Here is a 24,273-nt window from a genome sequence, read left to right as displayed (position 1 = left end):
ACACCGATGGTACAGCTACGACCATAACTGAGACACCACTGTTGCAGTTATGACTGCAACTGTGCCTAAGATGTCCCACATAAGCAGTCGATCGAGGGAGACGCCGCCATGTCCGACCGCCCCACCGCTCTCATCACCGGCGCGTCCGCCGGGTTGGGCGTCGAGTTCGCCACCCAGCTCGCCGCCCGCGGTCACGACCTGGTCCTGGTCGCCCGCTCCGGCGACCGCCTGAACACCCTCGCCGAGAAGCTGCGCCGCGAGCACCGCACCGAGGTCGACGTCGTGGTGCAGGACCTGTCCGCGCCGGACGCGGCCGCCTCGGTCGTGTCACGGCTGCGCTCCCCCGTGCACACGCTGGTGAACAACGCGGGCTTCGGCACCGCGGGCCGGTTCGAGGAGATCCCCGAGGGCCACGACCACGAGCAGCTGATGGTCAACGTGGTGTCCCTGGTCGGGCTCACCCGCGCGCTCGTCCCGGGCATGGTCGAAGCAGGTTCGGGCGCCGTGGTCAACGTCGGTTCGACCGCCGGTTTCCAACCGTCGCCGTACTTCGCCACCTACAGCGCGGGCAAGACGTTCGTGCTGAACTTCAGCCTCGCGTTGCGCAAGGAGTACCAGGGCAGGGGCATCAAGGTGCTCGCCCTGTGCCCCGGCCCGACGGAGACCAGCTTCTTCGACCGGGTCACGCCCCGCGCCGCGCTCGGCGGCCGGATGATGACCGCCGAGGCCGTCGTGCGCGCGGGCCTCGACGGCCTGGACCGCGACCGCGGCTACGTCACACCGGGTCTGCGCAACGCGCTGACCGCCCACCTCGTACCGCGCCGCCCGCGCCGGATGGTGACCGCGATCGCCGAACGCGTCACCCGGTCCGTGCTCCAGGGCTAGTTGGCGTGATCACCCGACAAGGTGAGGTCGCCGATCACCACGGTGGTGCGCGGCGCCGCCACGGCGTCCGCCACCCTCGCCACCACCTCGTCGAACACCGGGTCGTCGTAGTAGTCGCCGTGCCCGCGCAACGGCGAGGCGACCATGTCCGGGTCGGGGTCGAGGAACTCCGGGTCACGCAGCCGCACGTCGTTCCCGCAGCGCACGCCCCACAGCTTCGGGTCGGCGAACACCCGCTCCTCCGCCGTCTCCGGCCACACCTGCACCGGACCGCCCAGCGGGTCGGTCAACCGGTGCACGTTCCACCAGCGGTCGCCGAGGTCCTCGTGCAGGCGGACGAGTTCGGCGTGGCCGAGGTAGTGCGGGAACAGCCGCGAGTACGCCCACTGCAGCTGCGAGCCGTAGGTGACCAGGCCCACCCGGCGCACCGCCGCGAGGGCGTCCGCCTGCCTGATGTACCGCTCGCCGTCGGCGGGGTCGGGTCGCTCGCTCTCGCGGCGCAGCAACGACAACGCGGCGAAGCACACCACGCTGCCCTGGCTGTGCCCCGACAGCACGACCGCGCCCACGTCGTGGTGCCCGGCCAGCCGGACCGCGCGGGAGGTCAGCTCGATGGTGGCGCGACCGCCGTAGGGCGGCGGGCAGATCGGGTGCGCCATCCGGGGCCAGAACGCCACCAGGTCCCACACGATGCCGACCGCCGTGCGCATCCGCGGGCTCTGCCACGTCCGCACACCCAACAACAACAGGAGCAGCACGAGACCGGACACCACCAGGCTGCCCAACGCGCCCAACTCCTGCGCCGGGAGGGTCGACAACCAGTCGGCCAGTCCCGGCGGCGGCGCGGCCCGCCAGTCCGGGTGCACGAGCCGGGCCAGCGCGAGACCGCCGCCCGCCGCCACCAGCACGCCGCCGAGCACCGCGATCGCGCCGAGCAGCCAGTGGTAGCGGTACTTCGCCGACGCCAGCCGCTGGGTGAACGCCACCTTGCCGATACCGGGCCGGTCCGGGCGTCCCGGGTGGTAGTCGGCCACCACACCGTCGCGGACGGCCACGCCGATCGCATGGCGCGCACAGGAGACCGCGCCGATCGCGTACAGCAGACCGGACACCGCCGCCACGAGCCAGAACGCCCACCCCGGCACGGACGTCCACCGCAGCACCACCGCCACCACCGCGGCCACCGACCCGGCGCCGAGCACCAGCGCGCTCGACACCTGCCGCACCATGGCCGCCACGATCGGCGCCACCAGCAACGGGAACGCGATCGCCAGCACACCCCACAACCCCGCGCCGACCAGGTAGCTCGTGCTCAGCACCAGCCCCGGACGCCCCGCCTCCGGCACCGGGTCGCCGACCCAGTCCACCACCCGGTAGGCCAACCCGCCGCTGAACCCGACCGCCAACGTGGTCGCCACGGCCGCGATCACCACGGTCCCGTAGCCGTGCCACATCGGCCGGAACCGCTTGTCCGACACCATCAGCTCGACACCGCGCGCGGAGTGCCGCATGCGCACGCACGCCCCGAGCAGCACCACCAGCAGCAACATCGCCAACGCCGACAGGATGTTGGTGACCGCCTCGAACCCCGCCAACGGCGTCACCGGCCCGGCGGCGTCGGTCGGCAGCCGCCACAGCAACGCGGTCGCGACCCCGACCGCGAGCAGCAGGTACGCCGCCGCCACCCACTTGAGCAGCCGCGAGTTCACCTCCCGCCGGTCCGGTGACATCGCCACGCACCCGACGGCCCACAGCAGCACCACCGCGCCCAGCCCGATCACCGCCCACGACAGCACGTCCGACGGCCGGTCCGGCTGGGCGGTCCGCAACGCCCCCGCGTACAGGACCCCCACCACCACGCACGCCGCCGCCACGTGCGCGTCACGCAGCACGGGCGTGCGCGGCGAGGTGTGCCAGAACGCGTAGTCGCCCAGGCTGCCCGTGCGGGTCTCCCACGCGTGGTGCGTGCCCTTGGGCTCGTACAGGAACGTCTGCCGGCCGAACCACCACAGCACGGTGATCACCAGACCCGGCGGGACCGCGCCCACCAGCAGCAACGCCCCGAACGGCCAGCCGGCGAAGAACGCCAGGTGCTCCGACCGGCACGCCGCCGTGCCCGCGCACTGCCGCACCAGCAGCTCCAGCGACACGTACGCGGTGGCCGTGACCAGCATGCACGTCAGCACCAGCCCGAGCAGCCGCAACACCGCCTCGGCGAACCGCCCCGCGCCCAGCAGCGCGTACCGGGCCAGGTTGAGCAACGCGAACGGGATCAGCAGCAGCCACAGCGCCCGGCTCGCGCCGCCCGAGGTGAACCGCCCCCAGTGGAACGCCTCCACGGTGCGGGTGCGCCCGCTGGACGACGCCCGCGCCGGCCTGCCCGCCCGCAGGAACCGGGCGACGTCGTCACCGGCCACCGGGGTGGGGAACGGGTCGCCGAGCATCGCTTCCGGCGGGGTGCCGGACACCCCGTGCACCCGCAGTTCGACGACATCCTCGGGACGCATGCTTTTCCCCTGCCGTAGGTAGCCGTGGGTGTTAACTACCGGATCGCCCACGAGAGGTACGCCGTTTCAGGGCGGGAGACACCCGGTTGGGCGATACCCGGGCTGGTGAGAACATCCTCCGTGACGCCCGTGCCCCGATCGGACCGGGCGCGTTCACGGCCCCGACCCGAAAGGCTGCCCACGGTGACCAAGCCCGCCCGCCGCGACCCGAGCAAGCTCGTCGACGCCTCCGGGTTCCGCGAGTTCGTCCAGCACGGCTGGGGCCCGGCCGACCGCGCCGCGCGCGTCACGCCCGGCGCCGCCGAGGCCGCCGCCGCGCACCGCGACCGGCTCAGCGCCGCGCTGCCCGGCACGCGCATCGCGGTGGCCGCGGGCTGGGCGCCGGTGCGGTCCAACGACACCGACCACGGCTTCCGGCCCGACAGCGACTTCTCCTGGTTGACGGGCTGCGCCGCGGAAGGCGCAGTGCTGGTGATGAACCCGGTCGCCGGTGGTCACGACGCGGAGCTGTTCCTGCGCCCGCCCGCCGGGCCGGACGAGCCGGACTTCTTCGCCAACGCCCGTGACGGCGAGCTGTGGATCGGCCCGGTGCCGGGCCTGGCGGAGTGGACCGAGGCACTGGGCGTGCGCTGCCGCCCGCTGCACGAGCTGCCGTCGGCGCTGCGCGGCAGGCTGCCCGCCGTGCACGCGACCTGGGGCGTCGACCCGCTGCTGGACGCGGTGGCGGGCGCCGACCACACCGCCGAGCTGCGCACCGTGCTGGCCGAGCTGCGCCGGATCAAGGACGACTGGGAGGTCGGCCAGCTCCAGGCCGCGGTCGACGCCACCGTCCTCGGTTTCGCCGACGTCGCCGCCGAGCTGGGTGCCGCGGTCAAGGGCGGTGGCGAGCGGTGGTTGCAGGGCACGTTCGACCGGCGCGCCCGCACCGCGGGCAACGGACCCGGTTACGCCTCGATCGTGGCGGCCGGGCCGCACGCGCCGGTGCTGCACTGGGTGCGCAACGACGGTCCCGTGCCCGAGGACGCCGTGCTGCTGCTGGACGCCGGTGTGGAGCTGGACACGCTCTACACCGCCGACATCACCCGGACGTTGCCGGTCTCCGGCGCCTACAGCCCGGCGCAGCGGCAGGTGCACGAGCTGGTCGAGCGGGCGTCGGTGGCGGCGCTGGCGGTCGTGCGGCCCGGCGCGGCGTACCGGGACTTCCACCAGGAGGCGATGCGGGTGCTCGCCGAGGGCCTGCACGACTGGGGCCTGCTGCCGGTGTCGGTGCAGGAGTCGCTCGACCCGGACGGCCAGCACCACCGCCGCTACATCACGTGCGGCGTGGGGCACTTCATCGGGCTGGACGTGCACGACTGCGCCAACTCCCGGGCCACCGCCTACCACGAGGGTTCGCTGGAGGTCGGCATGGCGCTGGCGGTGGAGCCGGGCCTGTACTTCCACCCGAACGACGAGACCGTGCCGCCGGAGCTGCGGGGCATCGGCGTGCGGCTGGAGGAGAACGTCGTGGTGACCGAGGACGGCAACCGGGTCCTGTCGTCCGCGCTGCCCCACGACGTGGCAGGCCTGGAGTCCTGGGTCTCCGCCGCGGGCCGCTGACGAACGCACGACGCCGTTGGCGGTGACGCCGACCCCTCACCCCTGTGGTGGTCGAAAGGTCGGACCGTGTGCGGCCATCATCGGATCGTGGTCGAGGGCAACGTTGTCTCGGGCCGCGTGCACGGACCGGTCGTGCAGGCGCACACGATCCACGGGGGCGTGCACGTGCACGCCCCCGCGCTGATGGTGCCCAGGCAGCTGCCGCACAACGCGCCCCACCTCGTGGGTCGGTCGTCCGAGCTGGAGGCGTTGGAGAGCGGGTCGCGGTCGAACAGCCGGATCGTCGTGATCAGCGGTACGGCGGGGGTCGGCAAGACCACGCTGTGCCTGCACTGGGCGCGGTCGGTCGCCGACCGCTTCACCGACGGCCAGTTGTACGTCGACCTGCGCGGCTTCGACCCGTCGCACCCGCCGTTGTCGACCGCGGAGGCGGTGCGGGGGTTCCTGGACGGTTTCGGGGTACCGCCGGAGCGCATCCCGGCGGAGGTCGCCGCGCAGGTGAACCTGTACCGCAGCGTGGTGGCCGACCGGCGGGCACTGGTGGTGCTGGACAACGCCCGCGATGCCGACCAGGTCCGCGCGCTCCTGCCCGGAGGGACCGACTGCGTGGTGGCGGTCACCAGCCGCACCGAGCTGACCGGCCTGACGGTGCGTGAGGGTGTCCGGCGGATCGCCCTGGGCGTGCTCGGTGAGGCCGACTCGCGGCGGCTCATCGCCGATCGCCTCGACGGCGCCGAGGTCGACGACGAGGCGGTGGGCGAACTGGCTGCGAGGTGCGCGGGACTGCCGCTCGCCTTGGCCGTCGTCGCGGGACGCGCGGCGCAGCAGCGCTCGTTCCCGCTCGGCGTGCTGGTGGAGGAGTTGCGTTCGGCGACGCAGCGGCTGGACTCACTCGACACCGGTGACCCGCACACCACCGCGCGCTCGGTGTTCTCATGGTCCTACGAAGCGCTCCCCGGCGCGGCACGACGCACGTTCCGCCTGCTCGGGGCGACGACCGGCGCCGACATCGCGCTGCCCGCCGCCGCCTCCCTGCTCGGCCTGCCGCTCCCGCCGACCCGCTCGGTGCTCAATCACCTGGTCAGGGCGAACCTGATGGAGGAGTACGCGCCGGGCCGGTTCCGGTCTCACGACCTACTGCGCGAGTACGCCGCCGAACGCCTGGCCGAGGAACTGGAGACCGAGCGCACCGCAGCGGTGACGCGGATGATCGAGTCGTACCTGCACACCGCCATCGCCGCGGACGCGGCGCTCAGCCCTCATCGGCTGCGCATCACGGTGCCGCCGCCCGTTCCCGGGGTGAGCGTGTCCGACGTGTCGGAGTACCACCGGGCGGTCGAGTGGTTCGTCGCGGAGCACCAACTCGTCGTGGGCGCAGTCGCGCACGCAGCGCAAGCCGGTCTCGATCGGCACGCGTGGCAGCTGGCCTGGGCAGCGGTCACCTACCTGCGACGGTTCAGCCACATCCACGACCGACTGCGGACCCAGCGGCAGGCCCTCGCCGCCGCACGCGCACTCGGTGACCGGTACGCGGAGGCCAAGATCTGCCGAGTGCTTGGCAAGACACTCCTCCGCCACGGCAGGGAAGCCGAGGCGGAGGACTTCATCGAACGCGCCGTCGCCCTCTTCCACCACCTGGAGGACCAGGCCGAGGAGGCCGACGCGCTGCTGAGCCGGGCCAAGTTCCATCGGCGACGTGGTGCCCATGCCGAAGCGGACACCGACGCACACCGTGCCCTGGCCCTGGCCGAAGCCGCAGGCAGCACCAACCTGCGCGCCACCGCCCTGAACTCGGCCGCCCGTTGCGCCCTGCACACCGGCATCCCGGAGCGGGCGATCACCTACAGCACCAAGGCCCTCGCGCTCTACCAGGGCATCGACAATGCCGAAGGGGCGGCCGATGCGCTGCGGGTCCTCGGATCCGCCCATACCCGACTCGGCCGATGGGACGAGGCGATCAAGCACTACGAGGAGTCGCTGGCACTGGACCTCGCCCTGCACGACGACTACTACGCCGCTCTCGTCCTGAACGAGATCGGTGTCACTCACCGGGCCGCAGGTCGGCATGCTGACGCGACCACGGCGTGGCACCGTTCCCTGGCGCTCATGGAGCACCTGGACCCACAGGAGGCCGAAGAAGTACGCGACCGCCTGCGCGTCGCCGAAGCGGCCTCGGGTCCGGTCAACCCGGCTGGAGCGCCGTCTCCACGACCTTGACCGCATCGGCCCAGGTGTAACGCTCCGCCAGCACGTTCCGCACCTTCCAGGCGGTGTCGAACGCGGCCTGGGGGTTCATCATGACCGCGTTGATGTGACTCGCCCACAGTTCGACATCGCGGGCATCGTCCTTGTGCACGGGCAACACGACGTTCCTCGCCAAGTCGTCCGGGAGCGCCGCGCTCAGCAGCCAGCCGCATCCACTCCGCGCGCTGACCCGCGCCGCGATCCCGAGCCGCATCGCTTCCCAAGCGGAGAGTCCGAAGCCCTCCTCGCGGGAGGGCATCAACAGCAGGCTCGTCATGTCCAGGTCATCGATGACATCTTGGGGGTTGGAGGCGTAGTTGCGCATGGAGACGGTGAGACCCGGCACGCCGGACCACTTGAGGATCCAGCCACGCATGTCGTCGCCCTCCCCCGCTGGAACGCCTCGGACGAGGAAGTCCAGTCTGTGCTCGGGAACGTTGAGCCGGAGGATCGAGTGCCCGATCGCCATGGCTGCCAGGTCGACGCCCTTGTTGTAAGCATCGGCCACTCGCCCCACGACCGTGACGATCGGGGTTCCGTCCCTGCTCGGCCGCCGGACGTCGACGTCGTCGAACCCCGGGACGATCTGCACCGCGTTCGGGACGCGGAGCGAATAGGTCAGCTTGCTCAGCGCATAGTCGTGCAGCTTCGGTCCGACCGCGATCGTACGAGCCGCACCTACGCACAGATCGCGCTCCTGCCTCGTACGCTCCTCGCTGGTCAACGCGGCGTCGTCCTCCCGATCCGGCTTCCCCCACACGATCTGGTCGGGATGCATGTGCACGAAGTGCAGCCGCCGCGCCGTCGGGTAGCAGCTCTCCACCAGCACCCGCGCGGCGGGACCGGTGATCCTGGCGTGGCCGATGACGACGTCGGGGACCACGCCGTCCGGCAGATCGGGCTTGCGCATCAACGCCTCCGAGTCGGTGACACCTCCCTGCTGCCTCGCGGTGATCAATCGCACCCCGTTCGCCTCGGCATCTCCCTCTTCGACCGGTGTCGCGGAAGGCACCAGGCACAGCACGCGGTGCCCCGCAGCCGCGAGGGCCCTGCACAGGTAGCGGTTGAAGGAACTGATTCCACCCTTACCCGGGAACCACTCGTCGCACAGGATGAGGATGATCAGCACCGATCTGGCTTCGGCCGGCACTGCTCGGGCCGCCCGCTCATCGTGCTCGGGCACACCGGCGACCGGCGGGGTACCGGTGGTTCTGTCCTCCCCTCGACGCGGCTGCGACTCGACCACGGGTGTCGTCGGCTGGTGTCGGGTCGTCGTCACGCGTTGCTCCTGTGCACTCGTGGCCGTGCGGTTCGGAAAGAGCGAGGCGGGCATGCCGCTCTCGACGCGGGGGTTCGTGCGGTTGCGGTGGGCGTGCCCCATGGGCAGGTGCGACTTGCCCACGTTGCCCATGCCGTGCAGCGCTTCGCGCAGCATCGCCGCAGACGCGGCACCTTTCGAGATCGTGGAGCAGGACCGCCCTGCCGGTGAAGTTCACGTTCCTCGGCGGCACCCCACCGAAGACGGGCGGTGCGAGGATGTTTCCCCTTATCTCCGGCTCGGTAGCCGTCACCTCGACTCCTCCTGCATTCCGCAACGACGAACCGTGTCATTGAGAACACGTGTTCGGTCGCCTTCCGCTCTCCGAATCCCCGATCGACCCATCATTGCCGACCACCGGCTTCGGCATGACTCGGGGTACCGCCCGACTTGGAATTCCGCAGGTGCAGTCCGAACCAGGCCGACCGCACTGCCCGGTCCGCTTCGGGCCGCGGGTGGCGGTGCCACAATCGCGCGAGGGTGATACCGACTCTTCGTTCAGGGGTGGAACGAACCACGAGGACGAGTCGCGGCCGCGTCGAATACCGCCTTCGACCCCGCGGTCCGGTGCCGCGAACAGCTCAGCGGCACTGCACCACACGTCGGCCGGGTAGTGCCGGGGCGACCGGGGCCAAGTTCGACGGGATGGGAACAAGGGCCCATGAAGGATCACCCGTTCCTTCCGCCGCAGCAAGAACGGCCCACTGAGGACCGATTCGACGAACGGAAGAGTGGCCATTCAGGTGAATGCCGGACCGAGCCGGAAATCGGCAAGGCCGGTGAATAGCGTGCCAGCGCACCGGTAAGGCAAGGTCGGATACCTCCCTGCGAACCCTGTTCAAGGTCAGTGGTTCCGGTAGACGCTGTGCGTCATCCCACAATACGGCAAGACCACGGGCGACATGCGGCTCATCGGTGTCACTGCCGACAGCGGGTCTAGGCGCAGGTGGACAGGTCCGGTGACCGACGCGCCTCACCGGAGGGAAGCAGGTAGGTCACGGCTTCGCGTGAACAGCCGCCGGAACAGTCCTCCCGGTCCCAGGTGATGATCGGGATCCCGCCGGCACAGGTCGCCGCCTGGCCGTCGACCCGTCGTCCCGCCCCCACCCGGGGACGGGCTTCAGCCCTTCCGCAGGCGCACGGAGGTGATGGCGTGGTGCTCGACCTTCAGCACCTCGACGTTCCAGCCGGACACGGTGATCCGGTCACCGGGCCCCTCGGGGATGCGGCCGAGCACCACCAGCACCAGGCCCGCGACGGTGGCGTAGTCGCCCTCGGGCGCGTCGGGCAGTTCGATCCCCAGGTCGACCAGGTCGTGCATGGGGAAGGTGCCGGGCAGCACCAGCGAGCCGTCCGCGGCGTTGCGCACCGCCATCACGTCGCGGTCGGTCTCGTCCAGGATCTCGCCGACGATCTCCTCCAGCAGGTCTTCGAGCGTGATGATGCCGTCGACCGCGCCGTGCTCGTCCACGACCAGGCCGAGCTGCTCGCGTTCGGCCTTGAACCGGCGCAGCGCGTCGGACACCCGCACCGAGTCGGGGAACACCACCGGCGGTCGGGCCACGTCGACCAGCTTGGCGTCGTCTTCGAGCAGGTCACGCAGGTGCACGACGCCCACGACGTCGTCCAGGTGCCCGCCGCGGGCGACGGGCGCGCGGGAGTGGCCGGAGGCGGCCAGCTCGGCGCGGGCGGTCGGCACGTCCAGGTCGGCGTCCAGCGTGACCACCGCCCGCCGCGGCACCAGCACCGCGCGCAACCGGCGTTCGTCGATCTCCAACGCGCCGGTGATGATCATGCGCTGCTCGGCGTTGAGTCCCCGTTGGGCGGAGACCAGCTCGCGCAGCTCTTCGGACGACATCTGCTCCGACTCCGCGTCCGGCTTGCCGCCGAACAGCCGGACCACCACGTTCGTGGACGCGCTCAACAGCCACACCGCCGGCCGTGAGGCGGCCGACAGCACGTGCAGCGGCCGTGCCACCAGCAACGCCCAGCGCAGCGCGTACTGCATCGCCAGCCGCTTGGGCGCGAGCTCGCCGAACACCAGGGTCAGGAACGTCAGCACGACCGTGACCAGGGCGATCGCCACCGCGTTCGCCCCGTCGCCGAGGAACGACAGCACCGGCACCAGCGGCGCGGCCAACGACACCGCCGCGGTCGCCGAGGCCAGGAACCCGGCCAAGGTGATGCCGATCTGGATGGTGGCCAGGAACCGGTTCGGGTCGCGGGCCAGCCGCACCAGCGTCCTCGCCGACGCCCGGTCGTCGCGCTCCAGCGACCGCAACTGGCCCTCGCGCAGGCTGATCAACGCCATCTCGCTGCCCGCGAACAGCGCGTTCAGCAACACCAGCACCGCGACCAGCGCAATCGTCCACCCGTACCCGTCCACACCCGACTCCATACCCGAACCGGTCCACCCCGCAACCGGAGATTGGTCATTTCGAGTGGCGGCACTCCCACCCGGTGGTCCTCCTGGGCTACAACCGTCTCGGGGAGGTCCTATGGGATCAGCGGGGCACCATCGTTCATTCGTCGTGGTCGACGTCGAGGGCTACGGGGCCGAGACGAGGACGTCGAGGCAGCGCACCGCCGTGCGTGACGGCCTGTACGAGGTGCTGACGACTGCCTTCGCCGACTGCGGCCTGCCATGGGACGACGACGCCTCGGACGACGTCGGGGACAGCGTGATGGTGCTGCTGCCCGCCGACACCCCCAAGGGCATCCTGGTCGACCGACTGCCCGAACGCCTGGCAGCCGCGCTGCGCGAGCACAACCACGTGCACGCCACCGGGGCACGCCTGCGCCTGCGGATGGCCGTGCACGCAGGCGAAGTGCACTACGACGGGCACGGCAAGACCAGCGCCGAGATGATCTTCACCTACCGCATCCTGGACGCGGCCGAGGCCAAGCGGGCACTGCGCGAGTCCACGGCCACGCTGGTGCTGATCGCCTCGGACCCGTTCTACCAGTCCGTGGTCCGCCACCAGCCCGCCGCGCGCCCGGACGCGTACCGGCAGGCCGATGCCGACGTGAAAGAGGTGCACGCGCGGGTGTGGGTGCGCCTGGTGGACGGGGAACCCGTCGCCGTCGAGCGGTCGACCTCCGGTTCCCCGCAGGCTCCTCTCAGCCTGGCCGACCTGGGCACGATCGTCGCCGTCCTGCTGCGTGCCCCCGGGTTCGACACCCGGGAAGGACGAGACCTGGTGCTCCGTGAACTGCCCTTCGCCGCTTCCGTCCCCCGACACAGCTCTGATCGAGCGGACACGGTCAGCATCGTCCGGACGTGTGCGCAGTACCCGAACGGGCTCAAGGCGTTGCAGGAAGCGGTCCGCTTCTACGCCGACGGCACGTCCGCCATGGCCGAACTCGACACCCTGCTGGCACAGCGGACCGGCGGCGCATAGTTGCCACTGACGTCACGGGGTACCGCCATGCGCCTCTCCCGCTCCGTTTCCGTGACTTTACACTCAGCCATGCTCTCGGAAGTCGTTCCTCGCGGCGTCAGAACCGCCCTACCTGTGGCCGTCTCGGGAGGCCAGCCAGTGGATGAATCGCCAATCCGCATCGACTCCGGCCTGCTCGACCTGACGGACGTCCCTCTCGACGCGCTGGACGCGTTGGACGCCGAGGTGCTCTCCCCGTCGACCGAGCGCTTCCTCAGGCAGGTCGACCACGCCAGCAGCAGCGTAGGAGGCCACGACTCCTGACCGGCGAGCTCCACGACCACGGCGAAAGGCGAACGAGGTGCCAGGCTCGAACCCGCCGAGCGGGATACCGCTGCTCAACCACGGGATCACCCTGGCCCAGTTGGACGCCTTGGCCTCCGGTCGACCCGACGACGGCAGCATGGCCCTGCTGCGCGGCGTCGGGAGGACGAGACGGCTGCTCGCCCTGCGACTGGTGCTGCACCACGCCCGCGGACACCGCTCGCCGAGCAGTCCGATACCCCCGGTGGACGAGGCGTGGGAACTCCTGGTCGCGGCCGAGCGCACCCGACCTGAGGCGGTGGCGGACCTGCTGTCACGTCCGCAGGTCGGCGTCTGGTCGGCGCACCTCCTGCGCCGCATGCGGGGCCGGGTGACCGACCCCGCACCCCTGTGGTTCCACATCGGCCAACTGCACCTGTTGGCCGCCGCGGGCGGCGTCGCCGCAGGACTGCGCTTCACCCTGGGAATCCCCCTGTGGGAGGGCGTCGCGGTGCTTCCCGGCTTGGGCGCGGCACGAGTGCCCGATGCCGCCGAATGGGGTCACTGCACGCTGGTGTCGGATGCGTCGGGGTTGACGGTGAAGACCAGCTCGGGCGATGCCCACCCGGTCGAGTGGCAGCCGGATCACATCCTCCGAGGTGAAGTCGGTTCCACCGCGCCACGCGTCCACTTGGACGACACCGGGCCGTACCGGGGCTTGGCGATCCCCGAACGCCCCACGCCTCTGTCCGGTGCGGCGGTGGCGCGGTGGCAGTCGATCTTCACCGGAGCGTGGACGCTCCTGGAGCGGCACCACCCGCACCAGGCACGGGAACTGGCCGACGGCTTGTCGATGATCACTCCCCGCTCGACCGTCTTCCGCTTCCGGTCGCACAGCGGCTCGGTCGGCGACGGCTATGGCGCCGCGATCATCTCCGAACCGCACGACGCCGCGCACCTGGCGATGACGATGGTGCACGAGTACCAGCACAGCAAACTGAACGCGATTGGCCAGTTGGCGCCCTTGACCAGCGTCGATTCGGCCGCCGCCTGCTACGCGCCGTGGCGCGACGACGCCCGTCCGGTCGCCGGCCTGTACCAGGGGGTGAACGCCTTCCTGTCCGTCGTCGAGTTCTTGGCGCGGCAACGCGGGCACTCGACCGGAGGAGAAGCCGCCCTGATGCACTTCGACTTCGCCCTGTTGCGGGGACAAGTCGGGGAAGCGCTCGACGCGCTCCGCCGTCATCCATCACTGACCGAGCCCGGGAAGAGGTTCGCGGGCGTCCTCGCGGAACGACTGACGGCACTGCTGGACCTGGAGGTACCGGCAGAACTGCTCTCGGCCGCCGAGACGGCTGCCCTGGACCACCGCGCGGCCTGGCGTGCCACCCACCTCCACCCGCCGCGAGCGCACGTGCTGGAGTGCGCCGAACGCTGGTTCGCGGATGAGCCCGCGCCGACCTCCGACCATCGCCCGGTCGTGGCCGGCGCTGCCACGCCGCCCAGGTTGGACGCCAAGGCGATCCTCATCCGGGTCCTGCTCACCGGCCGCGCGGAGTTCGAGGCCATGCGATCAGGCTCCTCGGAACACGTGCGGGAAGTGGCTGCGGATCTGACGGAGGCGGACTTCGCCCTCGTGGCGGGAGAGCACGAGCGGGCGCACGCGCTGTACGCGGCGGAACTCGGCGCGGGATCGACCCGGCCGGGCGCGTGGTCCGGTTTCGGACTCGCGGTGCGCCACCTGTCCCCCGGCCCGGCTTCCAGGGCGTTGCTCGAACACCCGCACCTGGTCCGCGCGGTGCGGGAAGCGATCACCGCAGCCGGTGGCATGCCGGACGTCGAGCGCCTCGCCGCATGGCTGGGAGGGGACGACTAGAGCGGCATCGGGTCGATGTCGCAGTTCGCACGCGCCTCTGGATCACTGAGTTCGGTCACCGCGGGGTGGTGACTCCCGAGCCGTGCGCGCATGAGGTCCACCGCTCGTCTCCGCATCAGGCCCGCTTCGTCCGTTCGCCCGAGGGAACGCAAGTCGTGCGCGAGGTTCGTACGGCACGCCAGCGTCGTGGGGTGCTCCGCACCGAAGACCGCGGTCGCGCGGCTCAGGGTCTCGGCGTCGGCGTCGTGAGCAGCTTGCACCTCGCCCACGGCGTGCAGGTCGCTGGCCAGGTTGATACGGGTGATCAGGGTGGAGGGATGGTCGTCACCCAGCCGGGCGAGGAAACCGTCCAGGGCCGCCTCGTCCTGTCGGCGTGCGCCTTCCAAGTCCCCCATCAAACGGCGCACGATCGCCACATTGACGGCCGCAGACAGAGTGTGCGGGTGATGAGGGCCCAACGTCCTTCCGTACCGGGTCAGCGTGTCTTGCGAGAGTTGCGCGGCCTGCTCCAGACGGCCCAGGTGCCTCAGCTCGATGGAACGGGCCAACGCGGCGGCCAACGTTTCGGGGTGGTCGAGGTCGTACCGTCGCCGCAGGCCGTCGTACGCCGTCTCCGCCGCAGTCATCGCGCCCCCGTGGTCACCTGCCTTGCGGCGCATCACAGCGAAGTGGCGCAGGGCGCGGAGCCAGGTCGGGTTGAGCGGTCTCCCCACGCTGAGCCGTTCGTACATGCGCATGATCTCCTCATGCTCGGCGGCCGCCTCCCGGTAGTTGCCGAGCTCCCGCTTGTCGAGGGTGAGGCCCACCTGGGTGAAGAGGGGCACCTCGTGCTCCTGGCCGTAGATCTGGACCCTGCGGTCCCACGTGTCGGCGTCGAGCTTGACGGCGGAGGTGAAGTCCCCGACGAGGCGGAGGTTCACGCCCAGGTTGTGCGCCGCGTTCAGGGTCACCGGGTCCTCGTCGCCGAGGTAGCGGACGCAGATGTCGTAGCTGCGCTTCGACAGCTCCAGCGCGCCGACGAAGTCCCCCTCCGCCCGCTTGTCCGCCGCGACCTGGCCAATCGCCTGGATGGTCTCCTCGTGCTCTTCGCCGAAGGTACGGCGGTGCCGCTCCAGCAGTTCCAGGTTCAGCGGAGTCGCCTCGGCGTACCGGCCCTGCGCCCAGAGCATGAAGCCGTACCAACGACCCATCCGCAAGGTCTCCGGGTGGTCCTCCCCCAGCCGCTCCAACCAGATCCGGTAGATCCTCTCGGCCAACTCGGCACTGCGCTTGTGATCACCCCACCGGTAGAAGAACTGCACCTGGTTGTAGAGCAGCGATCGGACCGGCTCGGCATCGCTCTCGTAGGCGTTGGAGGCGGACAGGTGCGCGCTCAGGTCCACGTAGACCGGCCAGTTGTCCGGCTCTTCCGGTCCGTCCGGGTCGTTTTCGCTGAGCATCAGGTGTGCGGCGTTGCGCATGGTCACGCGTTCGTCCTCGCTCATCTGGCTGATGAGCACGGCTTGCACGAGGCGGTGCAGCTCGATGGAGTTCGTGCGGTGGTCCACGCGCACCAACGCGAAGCGGTTCGCGTCGCGGATGGCCTCGTTGAGCCGCAAGCGGTCGCGGAGCACCCGGGACAGCTCGTTCGGCACGCCGGTGATGTTGCGGCTGTAGGTGAACATCGTGCGGTTGATCGGCTCCGGTGCCAGGAAGGCGCACACTTGGAGCAACCGGAACGCCGAGGGATTCTTGCGCTTGAGCTCGCCGAGCGACAGGTTCCACATCGCCGCGACGAACTGGGGATAATCGAGTGTCTCGGTGACGTCACCCAGCTCAAGTTGTTTCTCAGCGAGCAGGTCCAAGTACTCACCGGCGGGCATGCCCGTCTCGATGCGCCACGCCGCCGCCTGCGCGACGGCGAGCGGCAGGTCGCCCAACGCCTGCGCCAGGCGATCCGCATCCACGTCGCTCAGTGCGGGGTCACGCCGGCACAGCAACTGCACGCTTTCGGCGCGTTGGAAGACCGTGACGTCAAGGCACCGTGCCGCGCTCAACCATCGAGGATCACGTGAAGCGACCAGGATGCGACCAGGCCCTCCGATGGGCAGGTACGGCTCTATCGCCTGAGGGCTGCGCGCGTTGTCGAACACCAGCAACCAGTTCGACGGAACGTTGTACCGGGGCTGGCCTTTGAGCGCGTCGAGCACCGACTGCACCGCAGCATTGGACTCGATCCCCACATCGAGACCGAGTCGCAATCCCAGTTCCATGAGCGAATTCGCGATCTTGACGGTTCGCTCGGCCGGTATCCACCACACAACGTCAAAATTGGCTTGATTGCGGTAGACGTACTCGATCGCCAGTTCTGATTTCCCGACGCCACCCGGGCCGTGCAGCACCTCGGGCTCAGCGGCGGTGACGATTCCCGGCACCAGTCGCTCGTCGAGTGCCCTCAACAGGTCGTCCCGTCCCGTGAATCTCGGATCGCGCGGCGGCACTCCACCGAAAATCGGTGCGGCCCGGTGGGCCGAGGCAACCGGACGGCCGCCCCGACCACCCGTCGTAGCCGCTCCGGCGGACAGCGACGGGTGACCACCCCGACGGAGCGGTTCCGATGGTGTCGCGGTCCGATCCGAGGTCGCGTCCACACCTGTGGGCCTGACCGGCGACCGTGACGTGCTGTGCTCGCGTAGGAGGTCTCCATCGAGCAGCCGACCGATTTCCGCAGCCGCCGCGGTATAAGGCCCCGACAACGCTCGGGTCGCCGCCAGTTCGGCCTGGAAGAACTGCCGCGCGAGCAAACGCGTACCCGGCGCTTCCTCGCTGGAACTGCCGTCGAGGATCCGGCGGAACACGGGCAGTTCTTCGGCCAGGTGATGGTGTACGGCAGCACGGACACGCAGTGTCGATGTCCGGCGGCTGAAAGCGAGCAACTCCTCACGCACACCGGTCGCGAACTCGAATATGACCCGTTCAGGTTCGCCGGTTCCCGCCGAGTGCTTCGCGTCCACCACCAAAGGGCTGCCCAGAAACTCCGTGAGGTGCTCGGTTCTCGAAACGGTCACCAGGCGAGCTCGCAGGAAGGACATCACTTCGAGGTCGAGCGGCGCCGCCGCGAGATGGGTGGCGAGTTCGAACGCCTCCGGCGACGCGGTGGCCCGGAAAAGACCGACGAGCACCGCCGGCGTGCGCTCAGCGTCCGGTGGACCCGGACTGACGGGCGCTTGCGGGATCAGGATCGCGGCCAGGTCGGCCCCTGTCGTGGCGGAAGTGGTCATCCGGGCCCACCGCTCGACGTCGACCGGTCCCAACCCCAGGACGCAGACCGGCATGGCGTCTTCGAGGTCGTCGAACACTCCCGGCGCGGGAGACTGCGGCACCCAGTTCAGCCGCGAGTTCGGCGCGCCGGGCACCGGTGACTTCAGCCTCAGCCGGTGGATCTCGATTCCCATCCTCTGCACGATCGGCCAGGAGAGGACGTGAACGAGCGCCACCGGATGAGCCGAACCCCAGGTCCGCAGTGCGCGGAAGGCGCTACCGGACCGCCACATCGCGCTCACGCCATCGGTCATGACCAACACGATGCGTCGACCGGCCGGGTCGACCACCTCGGAGATGCTCCTGGGAGTCGCTCGGGTGCCCGTGCCACGAACGACGATCCTGCCGTTGGGCTCCTCGCCGAACCTCCGAAGGTGCACGTTGCGGAACACCGCCTGTTTGACCAGCGTCCGTGCGAACGAGTCCACGGTCGCCTGCCACAGCGCCATCGAGGGGCTGTCGTCGACCACCAGGACGGCGTCCCAGCGCAATTCCGCGGCCGGCCGGTAGACCGGCAGCCACCGCTGGTCGAGCACCGCGCCGACAGCCGTGGCCTCCTCGTCGAACTCCCACTCGTCGGCCGACGGGGTCTCCTGGCGGAAGGATCGCAAAGCGTGCTGCACGCCCCGGGCTGAGGTGACTTGGTCGAGGCGCGGCACTCCGCGCTTGCCCGAACCGCCCACCAGCGGTGCGGTGTCGAAACCGACCGCCGCCATGCCGCCCGTCGTCGTCATCTCCGGTCCGGGCGGGCCGGGCCGCGTGCTCTCAGGGCTTCGCGGTGGCTGCTCGTCGGCGGACCGCGCAGGCCGCCGGGCTCCCCGCAGCCGCGCGTCCTCCTCGTTCGTCGTCGGGACCGGATCACTTGCCCGACCCCCGGTCAGCAGCCACAACGCATCCGCTATCTCACGCGCGGTGAGCCCGGGAGAACCCGCTTCCCTGCCATCCATTGACCACTCCGACAGATAGTCACCCTCGGCTCGGCGGAAGCGCGGTGGCGGTCGTCATTCGGGCGACAGCCGGTTCACGATGGCGCGCACCATCGCCTCCGCCTGGTTCCGGTCCAGGCCGGACGGCGTTTGGGCGCGGATCACGTGCACGGCGTTGAGCAGGAGGTCAACGGCGAGATGACCGCCGTGTTCGGCGCGAACGGCGTCGAACTGACCAGCCAGGCCGGCCGCCAGTTCTTCCGCCTCATCGGGGAAGTGCGCGGCGACCATGTCCGCCAACTGCTCGACGCCGGGCTCGGGGAGTTCGACGTACAGGCAGCGCCGAAGGAAGGCCGGCGGGAAGTCCTGGTCCCCGTTGCTCGTGATGATGATCAAGGGGAAGGCGTGGCACACCACCCTGCCGCCCGTGATCGGCGCTCGGGCACCCGGGTCGGCGGTCCGCACGACCACGACCGGTTCGTGGAAGCGTTCCAGTTCCGGGATCCTGAATTCGCCCTCTTCGAGCGAGCCGAGCAGGTCGTTCACCAAGTGGACGTCGGATTTGTCCATCTCGTCGATCAGCAGGACCCTGGGCAGCCGGTGCGGGAGCAGGGCCGTGCCGAGTGGTCCGAGTTGGACGAAGTTCCCGATGTCGTCGTTGTTCTTCTCCTTCAGGCTCATCGCGTGCACGCGCCCGATCGCGTCGTACTCGTAGTGCCCGGACTTGACCGTCGACCTACTGGTGATACCCCATCGGAGCACTCGCCCCAACCCGAGTTCGCGCGCGATCGAGTAGGCCAGGCTGGACTTGCCCACACCTGGTTTACCGACCACCACCAGCGGCCGGGCGAGCAGGATCGCCGAATTGATCTTCTCCAGCACCCCGTAGTCGAGGGAATTGAACATGTGGTGACCCAGTCGACGCTGGGCTTCGACAGCATCGAACTCGGGAACGGGCAGATCGGGACCACCGGTGAATCTGCGCCACGATGGCGGCTTGGGCCACCTCGAATCGCGTTCTTCGGCGGTCAGGACTCGTCCGACACCTCGATATATCCACCAATCGGGTACCGCACCGCGCCCGCCAGACGATAATTCGGCCGGTTCGTCGGCCGCGCTGTCCAACCCCATCGAAAATACCCTCTCTGGGCCTCACCAGGCGCTAGCGGACTCCGGAAGTCGGTCAGGGTCGTCCCACAGTACTGCAAGACGACGTCCGGCATGGCGTTGGTCCGGATCCACTCGAAGCGCCTCCCGGCGCAAAGCCGCAATGCGCCGAGGCAGTCCGGCGATCTCGTCGCCGTCGGCGTGCACGGCGGCGATCGCCGCGCGGAAACCGTCGTCCGCGCAGTCCTCACGATCCCAGATGATCGCGGGTATTCCAGCTCGGAAAGCCATGGCCATCTCCCGCCACGCGATGCCGGCGAGGTTCGCAGGTGGCTCGCTGAGCACCAGAGAGGCGATGTGGTCGTCGCTCAGGTCCGCCGCGAGCCGGGTGAAGTACTCGCCCCCGCTCGGCCTGCTCCAGTAGGCGCGGCAGGTGGACGGACGGCTGGACAACAAGCGCCACCGCTGCTTCCAGGCCAACCGGTGACGGACGGCCCGCATCCGCTCCAGGCTGCTGAGCACGACGGGGTGGTCCACCGCCAGCGGAACGGCGTCCTCGGACATCGAGGCCTTGCGCCAGAACTCGACCGGCACGTTCAGCATTTCCCAGGGCACGACGAAGACGAGGAAGATCTGGCCGGCGTCGGACGCTTCGGGGGAACTGCCCAACTCCACCTCCAGTTCGGAGATCAACCGGTCGACCTCGCGTTCGAGGTCGACGCGATCGACGATCGTGTCGCCACGCCGGGCGGAGTGCGGGCCGCGCGTGCCCCAATTGCGCCAGTGGGACACCAGGAAGCGGTCACGATCCGTGGGGTCAGGATCGAACTGGATCACCAGGTCGACATCGACGGAGACCACGATCTCGCCCATATCCCGCCACGGCTCGGCCTGCCGGGACTCCGGCGACCTCAAGCCGAGTGAGTCGGACCAGCGTCGGACCCAGTTCCGCAATTCTGCGCCCAGCACCAGATCCCGGACCTCGTCGGCCACCCGACCGAGGAAGATCAACGCGGGCGGAGGGGAGTCCGGAGCGCTGTTCACACCTGCCAGGTGAAGGAATGTCTCCCACACCCATCGGCAGTGATCGGGGAGCTCGTCCATCCGTGACTCGGTGCACAAGCGCAGCAGCCCTCGAAGCCGGATGCGCTCCGCGTGCTCGTCGCCGGCGAGCCGCACGAGGAGCAGCGAGGCTCGCAGTTCGTGCCAGTCCTCGATCGGCAGGGCGCTCAAGGCCTCCCACTCGTCCGCCGAAACCATCAGGGTCGGGAGCGTGACCGCCCCGGGTTCCAGCATGGCGACACCCGCGGCGAGCGAGTGGAGCCCACCGGGGAGTGCACAGCAGTGTCTGACCAGGTCGACCAACTGCACCCGACTGGCGAATTGCGCGCGCAGGAACACGGTGCCGGCGAAGACGTCGGAAAGCAGGTCGACCAGCAATTGCCTGCCGCCGTCGGTCCGCAGTGCCGCAGTGCCTTCCAACGCGTCCACGACGTCCCGCTGGATCCGTAGCTGCACAGCCTGGTGCCCCGGTGCGAATCCCACGAGCCTGTCCTTCCGCGTCCCTCCGGCAGACCGACCAGACCCGTTCGAGGCAGATCAGCGAGCACACGAACCGGTGAATAGTGATGGTGTGGTATCCGACGGAATTACGCAATACCCACGAACGTCCACACCGGGAACAACCGCAAAATGCGGTCAGCCGACGGTGGCCGGGTGGCGGGTCAGGGCGCGGCCGCTGGTGGTCAGGTCGGTGGCGACGCGGTCGACCGCGTCGGTGAACTCGACGTCGTCGCAGTGCCAGTCGGTGAGCTTGACCAGCAGCCAGCGGCGCCAGGCGGCGACCAGGGCGGTGAACACCTCGGTGCCCTGAGGTGTGAAGCGGTAGTGGCCGTCGGACTCCGTGACGTAGCCCCTGGTCTGGAGCTGGCGTGCCACCGGTTCGAAGACGCCCGCCGGCACGCCGGTGGTCTCGGCCAGCTGGTCCAGGGTGGCGGCACCGTGGTCGACGCTCTGCCGGAACACCTTCACCACCAGCCACGCCTGCGCGTGCGTGAGGGGGACGCCCGAGTCCCTCAGCACGTCCGGTGTGGGGTCGCGGCGCTCGCGGCTGACGATCAGGGCGACCAGCTTCTCCAACTCGTCACCGGAGTCCGCCGTGTGCGGCGCGGCGAAGTTGTCGCCCACCTCGGTCGCCGCCGCGCGGGCGGTGTCGCGCAGCGGGACTTCCTTGAGGAACAGGGCGACCAGGAACGCGACCGCGGCGACCGGCGCGGCGGACAGGAACACCAGGTGCAGGGTGTCCGCGTAGGCGGCGATGATCGGTGCCTTGACCTGCTCGGGCAGGGCGTGCAGGGCCTGCACGTTCGCCGCCGCGGCCGGGTCGACGCCCGGCGGGGTGGCGGCGGCGAGGTTGCCCGGCAGGTTGCTCGCGTACACCGTGCCGAAGACCGCCACGCCGAACGAGCTGCCCAGGGTGCGCAGGAAGCTCACGCCGGACGTGGCCACGCCCAGGTCCTCGTAGCTGCTGGTGCTCTGCACGACCACCATCGCCACCGGCATGCACATGCCGACGCCCAGACCCAGCACGAGCATGTACCCCGACGCCTGCCAGAACGACGTCTGCGGGTCCAGCCGGGACAGCAGGAGCAGCCCACCGACCATCAGCAGGCTGCCGACCAGCGGGAACACCCGGTAGCGGCCGGTCTTGCTGATCACGTTGCCGGTCGTGACGGAGGCGATCAGCAGGCCGACCACCAGCGGCAGCATCTCCAGCCCCGACTGGGTCGCCGACGCGCCGTGCACGTACTGCAGGTAGGTCGGCAGGAACGTGACACCGCCGAGCATGGCGAACCCGACCACGAAGCTGAGCACCGTGCACACGGTGAACACACGGCTGCGGAACAGGCGCATGGGCAGCATCGGTTCGGCCGCACGGTTCTCGACGACCACGAACAGGGCGAGCGCGATCACCGACCCGACCGCCATCACGATGATCGTCGGCGACGCCCACGGGTACTCGACGCCACCCCAACTGGTGACCAGGGTGAGGCCGGTCGCGGCCAGGCCGATCAGCAGGATGCCCAGGTAGTCGATCTTCTGCCGACCGGCACCGCGCACGCCGGGCAGCGCGAACGCCCCCACGGCCAGCACCACCACGCCGAGCGGCAGGTTGACGTAGAACGCCCAGCGCCAGCTGAGGTGGTCCACGAACAGGCCGCCGAGCAGCGGGCCGACGACCGTGGCGACGCCGAACACCGCGCCGATGAACCCCTGGTACTTGCCGCGCTCGGACAGCGGCACCACGTCGGCGATGACCGCGGCCGAGGTGACCATGAGCCCGCCCGCGCCGAGCCCCTGCACCGCGCGGGCCAGGATGAGCCAGGTCATCGAGTCGGCCCAGCCGCACAGGAACGAGCCGACGAGGAACAGCGCGACGCTGACCAGGAACGCCCGCTTCCGGCCGAACAGGTCGCCGAACTTGCCGATCAGGGCGGTCATGATCGTCTCGGCGAGCAGGTAGGACGTGACCACCCAGGACAGGTGCCCGCCGCCGCCGAGGTCGCTGACGATGGTGGGCAGCGCGGTCGCCACGATCGTCTGGTCGAGCGCGGCGAGCAGCATCCCGAGCATGATCACCGAGACGACGGCGCGACGCGCGCCGCGCCCGACCTCGACCCGTTCGACCACGTGCACCTCCCGGGCTCGACCCTAAAACCGCCGTCGCGCCCCCGCCCGCCACGACCACGGCCGGGTGATACTCGATCCCATGGGGAACCCTCGCGACATCAGCTTCGCCGGTGCAGGGGTGACGTTGGCCGGTTCGCTGACCGTGCCCGACACCGGCGCACCGGCGCCCGGCGTGGTCATGGTCGGCGGTTCGGGACCGTCCGATCGCAACAACGGCACCCACTTCCCGGCGATCCGCGCGCACCTGGTCGAGGCCGGGATCGCCGTGCTGTCCTACGACAAGCGCGGCGTCGGCGGCTCATCCGGTGACTGGCTCGCCTCGACGCCGGCCGACCTGGCCGCCGACGCCGCCGCCGCGCTGGACTTCCTGCGCGGTCGGCCCGGCGTGCGAGCCGCGGTCACCGGGCTGTTCGGCCACAGCGAGGGCGGCGGGGTGGTCCTGCGCGCGGCCACCCTGCGCGACGACGTGCCGTGGGTGGTCACCAACGGCACCCCGGGCATGACCTACGGCGTCCAGGACCGCTACGCCCTGGCCACTTGGCTGCGCGGGACGGAAGGCGTCACCGAGGAGGGTGTCGCCGCCGCTCTGGCCGCGTACGACCGCGTGGTCGAGGCCGGTCGACGCGACGCCGATCTGGCCGAGGCGAACCGGCAGGTCGAGGCCGCCGCGACGCCACCCGAGTTCGCCGAGTACTGGGCCGACGTGGACGAACGCCTCTGGGAGTGCATCAAGCGCAAGCTGGACCACGACCCGGTCCCGGACGCGCTGCGCCTGCGCTGCCCGCAGCTGGCGATCTTCGGTGGTGCGGACGAACTGGTCCCGGTCGCCGACAGCGTCGAGCTGTTCACCGCCGCCGCCACCCACCCCGACCGCGATCGGCGGGCGACGTTGACCGTCGAGGTGTTCCCGGGCGCCAACCACCGCGTCCTCGTCGACGGCGGCCACCTGGCGCCCGGCTACCTCGACACCCTGACCCGCTGGATCACGGCCCACGTCGGCTGAGGCCGCCTGCCGCCCGCGCGGCGGGATCCGCGTGCCCCTTAGCTTGCCGTTTAAGCTGTTCGGCGGGGTTTGGTGCCCTTCTTGTGGTGGGCTGGTCGGGTGTGTGCCTGGCCGGTGGCCAGGAGTAGGCCGACG

At 70.3% G+C, this 24,273-nt stretch carries 14 protein-coding genes; 7 read left to right on the top strand and 7 right to left on the bottom strand.

The genetic code is table 11. From position 1 onward, the window contains the following. The first annotated feature begins 108 nt into the window (after positions 1 to 108). A complete protein-coding gene (locus AB0K14_RS12915) occupies positions 109 to 885 on the top strand; it encodes an SDR family oxidoreductase (protein WP_360449972.1) in 777 nt (258 codons plus the stop codon). Here AB0K14_RS12915 and AB0K14_RS12910 read toward each other — a convergent pair. Beyond that, positions 882 to 3,392 carry a hypothetical protein gene (locus tag AB0K14_RS12910; protein WP_360449970.1) on the bottom strand — a complete coding sequence of 837 codons (2,511 nt, stop codon included), beginning with the start codon at positions 3,390 to 3,392 and terminating at the stop codon, positions 882 to 884. The genes AB0K14_RS12915 and AB0K14_RS12910 overlap by 4 nt on opposite strands. A gap of 183 nt (positions 3,393 to 3,575) precedes the next feature. On the opposite strand from AB0K14_RS12910, the gene AB0K14_RS12905 reads away from it, so the two are divergent. Then, positions 3,576 to 4,991, top strand: coding sequence for an aminopeptidase P family protein (locus AB0K14_RS12905; protein ID WP_360449969.1), 1,416 nt, complete (start codon positions 3,576 to 3,578; stop codon positions 4,989 to 4,991). Positions 4,992 to 5,078: 87 nt separating this feature from the next. Then, positions 5,079 to 7,208: a tetratricopeptide repeat protein gene (locus AB0K14_RS12900; protein WP_360449967.1), complete on the top strand. Its 2,130-nt coding sequence runs from the start codon at positions 5,079 to 5,081 to the stop codon at positions 7,206 to 7,208. On the opposite strand, the gene AB0K14_RS12895 is transcribed toward AB0K14_RS12900, so the two are convergent. Further along, a complete protein-coding gene (locus tag AB0K14_RS12895; RefSeq protein ID WP_360449965.1) occupies positions 7,174 to 8,670 on the bottom strand; it encodes a glycosyltransferase family 4 protein in 1,497 nt (498 codons plus the stop codon). The two genes, AB0K14_RS12900 and AB0K14_RS12895, sit on opposite strands and share 35 nt — an antisense overlap. Before the next feature lie 1,003 nt (positions 8,671 to 9,673). Beyond that, on the bottom strand, positions 9,674 to 10,939 hold the full coding sequence (locus AB0K14_RS12890; protein ID WP_360449962.1) for a hemolysin family protein: 1,266 nt from the start codon (positions 10,937 to 10,939) through the stop codon (positions 9,674 to 9,676). Between the two features lie 112 nt (positions 10,940 to 11,051). Here AB0K14_RS12890 and AB0K14_RS12885 point away from each other — a divergent pair, with 112 nt between their 5' ends. From AB0K14_RS12885 to AB0K14_RS12875, 3 genes are all read left to right on the top strand, one after another. Next, complete coding sequence (locus AB0K14_RS12885; protein WP_360449960.1) at positions 11,052 to 11,954, top strand: hypothetical protein; 903 nt, start codon at positions 11,052 to 11,054, stop codon at positions 11,952 to 11,954. A 138-nt stretch (positions 11,955 to 12,092) separates the two neighbouring features. Continuing rightward, positions 12,093 to 12,257: a hypothetical protein gene (locus AB0K14_RS12880; protein WP_360449957.1), complete on the top strand. Its 165-nt coding sequence runs from the start codon at positions 12,093 to 12,095 to the stop codon at positions 12,255 to 12,257. A 37-nt stretch (positions 12,258 to 12,294) separates the two neighbouring features. Then, a complete protein-coding gene (locus AB0K14_RS12875) occupies positions 12,295 to 14,112 on the top strand; it encodes an HEXXH motif domain-containing protein (protein ID WP_360449955.1) in 1,818 nt (605 codons plus the stop codon). Here the strand turns inward: AB0K14_RS12875 and fxsT are convergent. The 4 genes from fxsT to AB0K14_RS12855 form a co-directional block, all read right to left on the bottom strand. After that, positions 14,109 to 18,359, bottom strand: coding sequence for an FxSxx-COOH system tetratricopeptide repeat protein (gene fxsT, locus AB0K14_RS12870; RefSeq protein ID WP_360449953.1), 4,251 nt, complete (start codon positions 18,357 to 18,359; stop codon positions 14,109 to 14,111). The genes AB0K14_RS12875 and fxsT overlap by 4 nt on opposite strands. Positions 18,360 to 18,413: 54 nt before the next feature. Then, positions 18,414 to 19,469, bottom strand: coding sequence for a MoxR family ATPase (locus AB0K14_RS12865; RefSeq protein WP_360449950.1), 1,056 nt, complete (start codon positions 19,467 to 19,469; stop codon positions 18,414 to 18,416). Between the two features lie 21 nt (positions 19,470 to 19,490). Further along, entirely contained in the window at positions 19,491 to 20,990 is a 1,500-nt protein-coding gene (locus AB0K14_RS12860) for a hypothetical protein (protein ID WP_360449947.1), read from the bottom strand. 153 nt (positions 20,991 to 21,143) lie between these two features. Then, a complete protein-coding gene (locus tag AB0K14_RS12855; RefSeq protein ID WP_360450661.1) occupies positions 21,144 to 23,078 on the bottom strand; it encodes an MDR family MFS transporter in 1,935 nt (644 codons plus the stop codon). A gap of 136 nt (positions 23,079 to 23,214) precedes the next feature. On the opposite strand from AB0K14_RS12855, the gene AB0K14_RS12850 reads away from it, so the two are divergent. Next, complete coding sequence (locus AB0K14_RS12850) at positions 23,215 to 24,138, top strand: alpha/beta hydrolase (RefSeq protein ID WP_360449944.1); 924 nt, start codon at positions 23,215 to 23,217, stop codon at positions 24,136 to 24,138. Positions 24,139 to 24,273 lie beyond the last annotated feature (135 nt).

This window comes from Actinosynnema sp. NPDC050801 (assembly GCF_040673975.1).
Lineage (GTDB): Bacteria > Actinomycetota > Actinomycetes > Mycobacteriales > Pseudonocardiaceae > Actinosynnema.
Note: the sequence above shows the minus strand (reverse complement) of the source record. Positions and strands in the feature narration are given on the sequence as shown.

What these genes read in the sequence shown, in the direction of transcription:
- AB0K14_RS12915 (WP_360449972.1), top strand. Translation starts at nt 109, where the DNA reads ATGTCCGACCGCCCCACCGCTCTCATCACCGGCGCGTCCGCCGGGTTG.
- AB0K14_RS12910 (WP_360449970.1), bottom strand. Translation starts at nt 3,392, where the DNA reads ATGCGTCCCGAGGATGTCGTCGAACTGCGGGTGCACGGGGTGTCCGGC.
- AB0K14_RS12895 (WP_360449965.1), bottom strand. Translation starts at nt 8,670, where the DNA reads ATGCTGCGCGAAGCGCTGCACGGCATGGGCAACGTGGGCAAGTCGCAC.
- AB0K14_RS12885 (WP_360449960.1), top strand. Translation starts at nt 11,052, where the DNA reads ATGGGATCAGCGGGGCACCATCGTTCATTCGTCGTGGTCGACGTCGAG.
- fxsT (WP_360449953.1), bottom strand. Translation starts at nt 18,359, where the DNA reads ATGGATGGCAGGGAAGCGGGTTCTCCCGGGCTCACCGCGCGTGAGATA.
- AB0K14_RS12865 (WP_360449950.1), bottom strand. Translation starts at nt 19,469, where the DNA reads ATGGGGTTGGACAGCGCGGCCGACGAACCGGCCGAATTATCGTCTGGC.
- AB0K14_RS12855 (WP_360450661.1), bottom strand. Translation starts at nt 23,078, where the DNA reads ATGCTCGGGATGCTGCTCGCCGCGCTCGACCAGACGATCGTGGCGACC.
- AB0K14_RS12850 (WP_360449944.1), top strand. Translation starts at nt 23,215, where the DNA reads ATGGGGAACCCTCGCGACATCAGCTTCGCCGGTGCAGGGGTGACGTTG.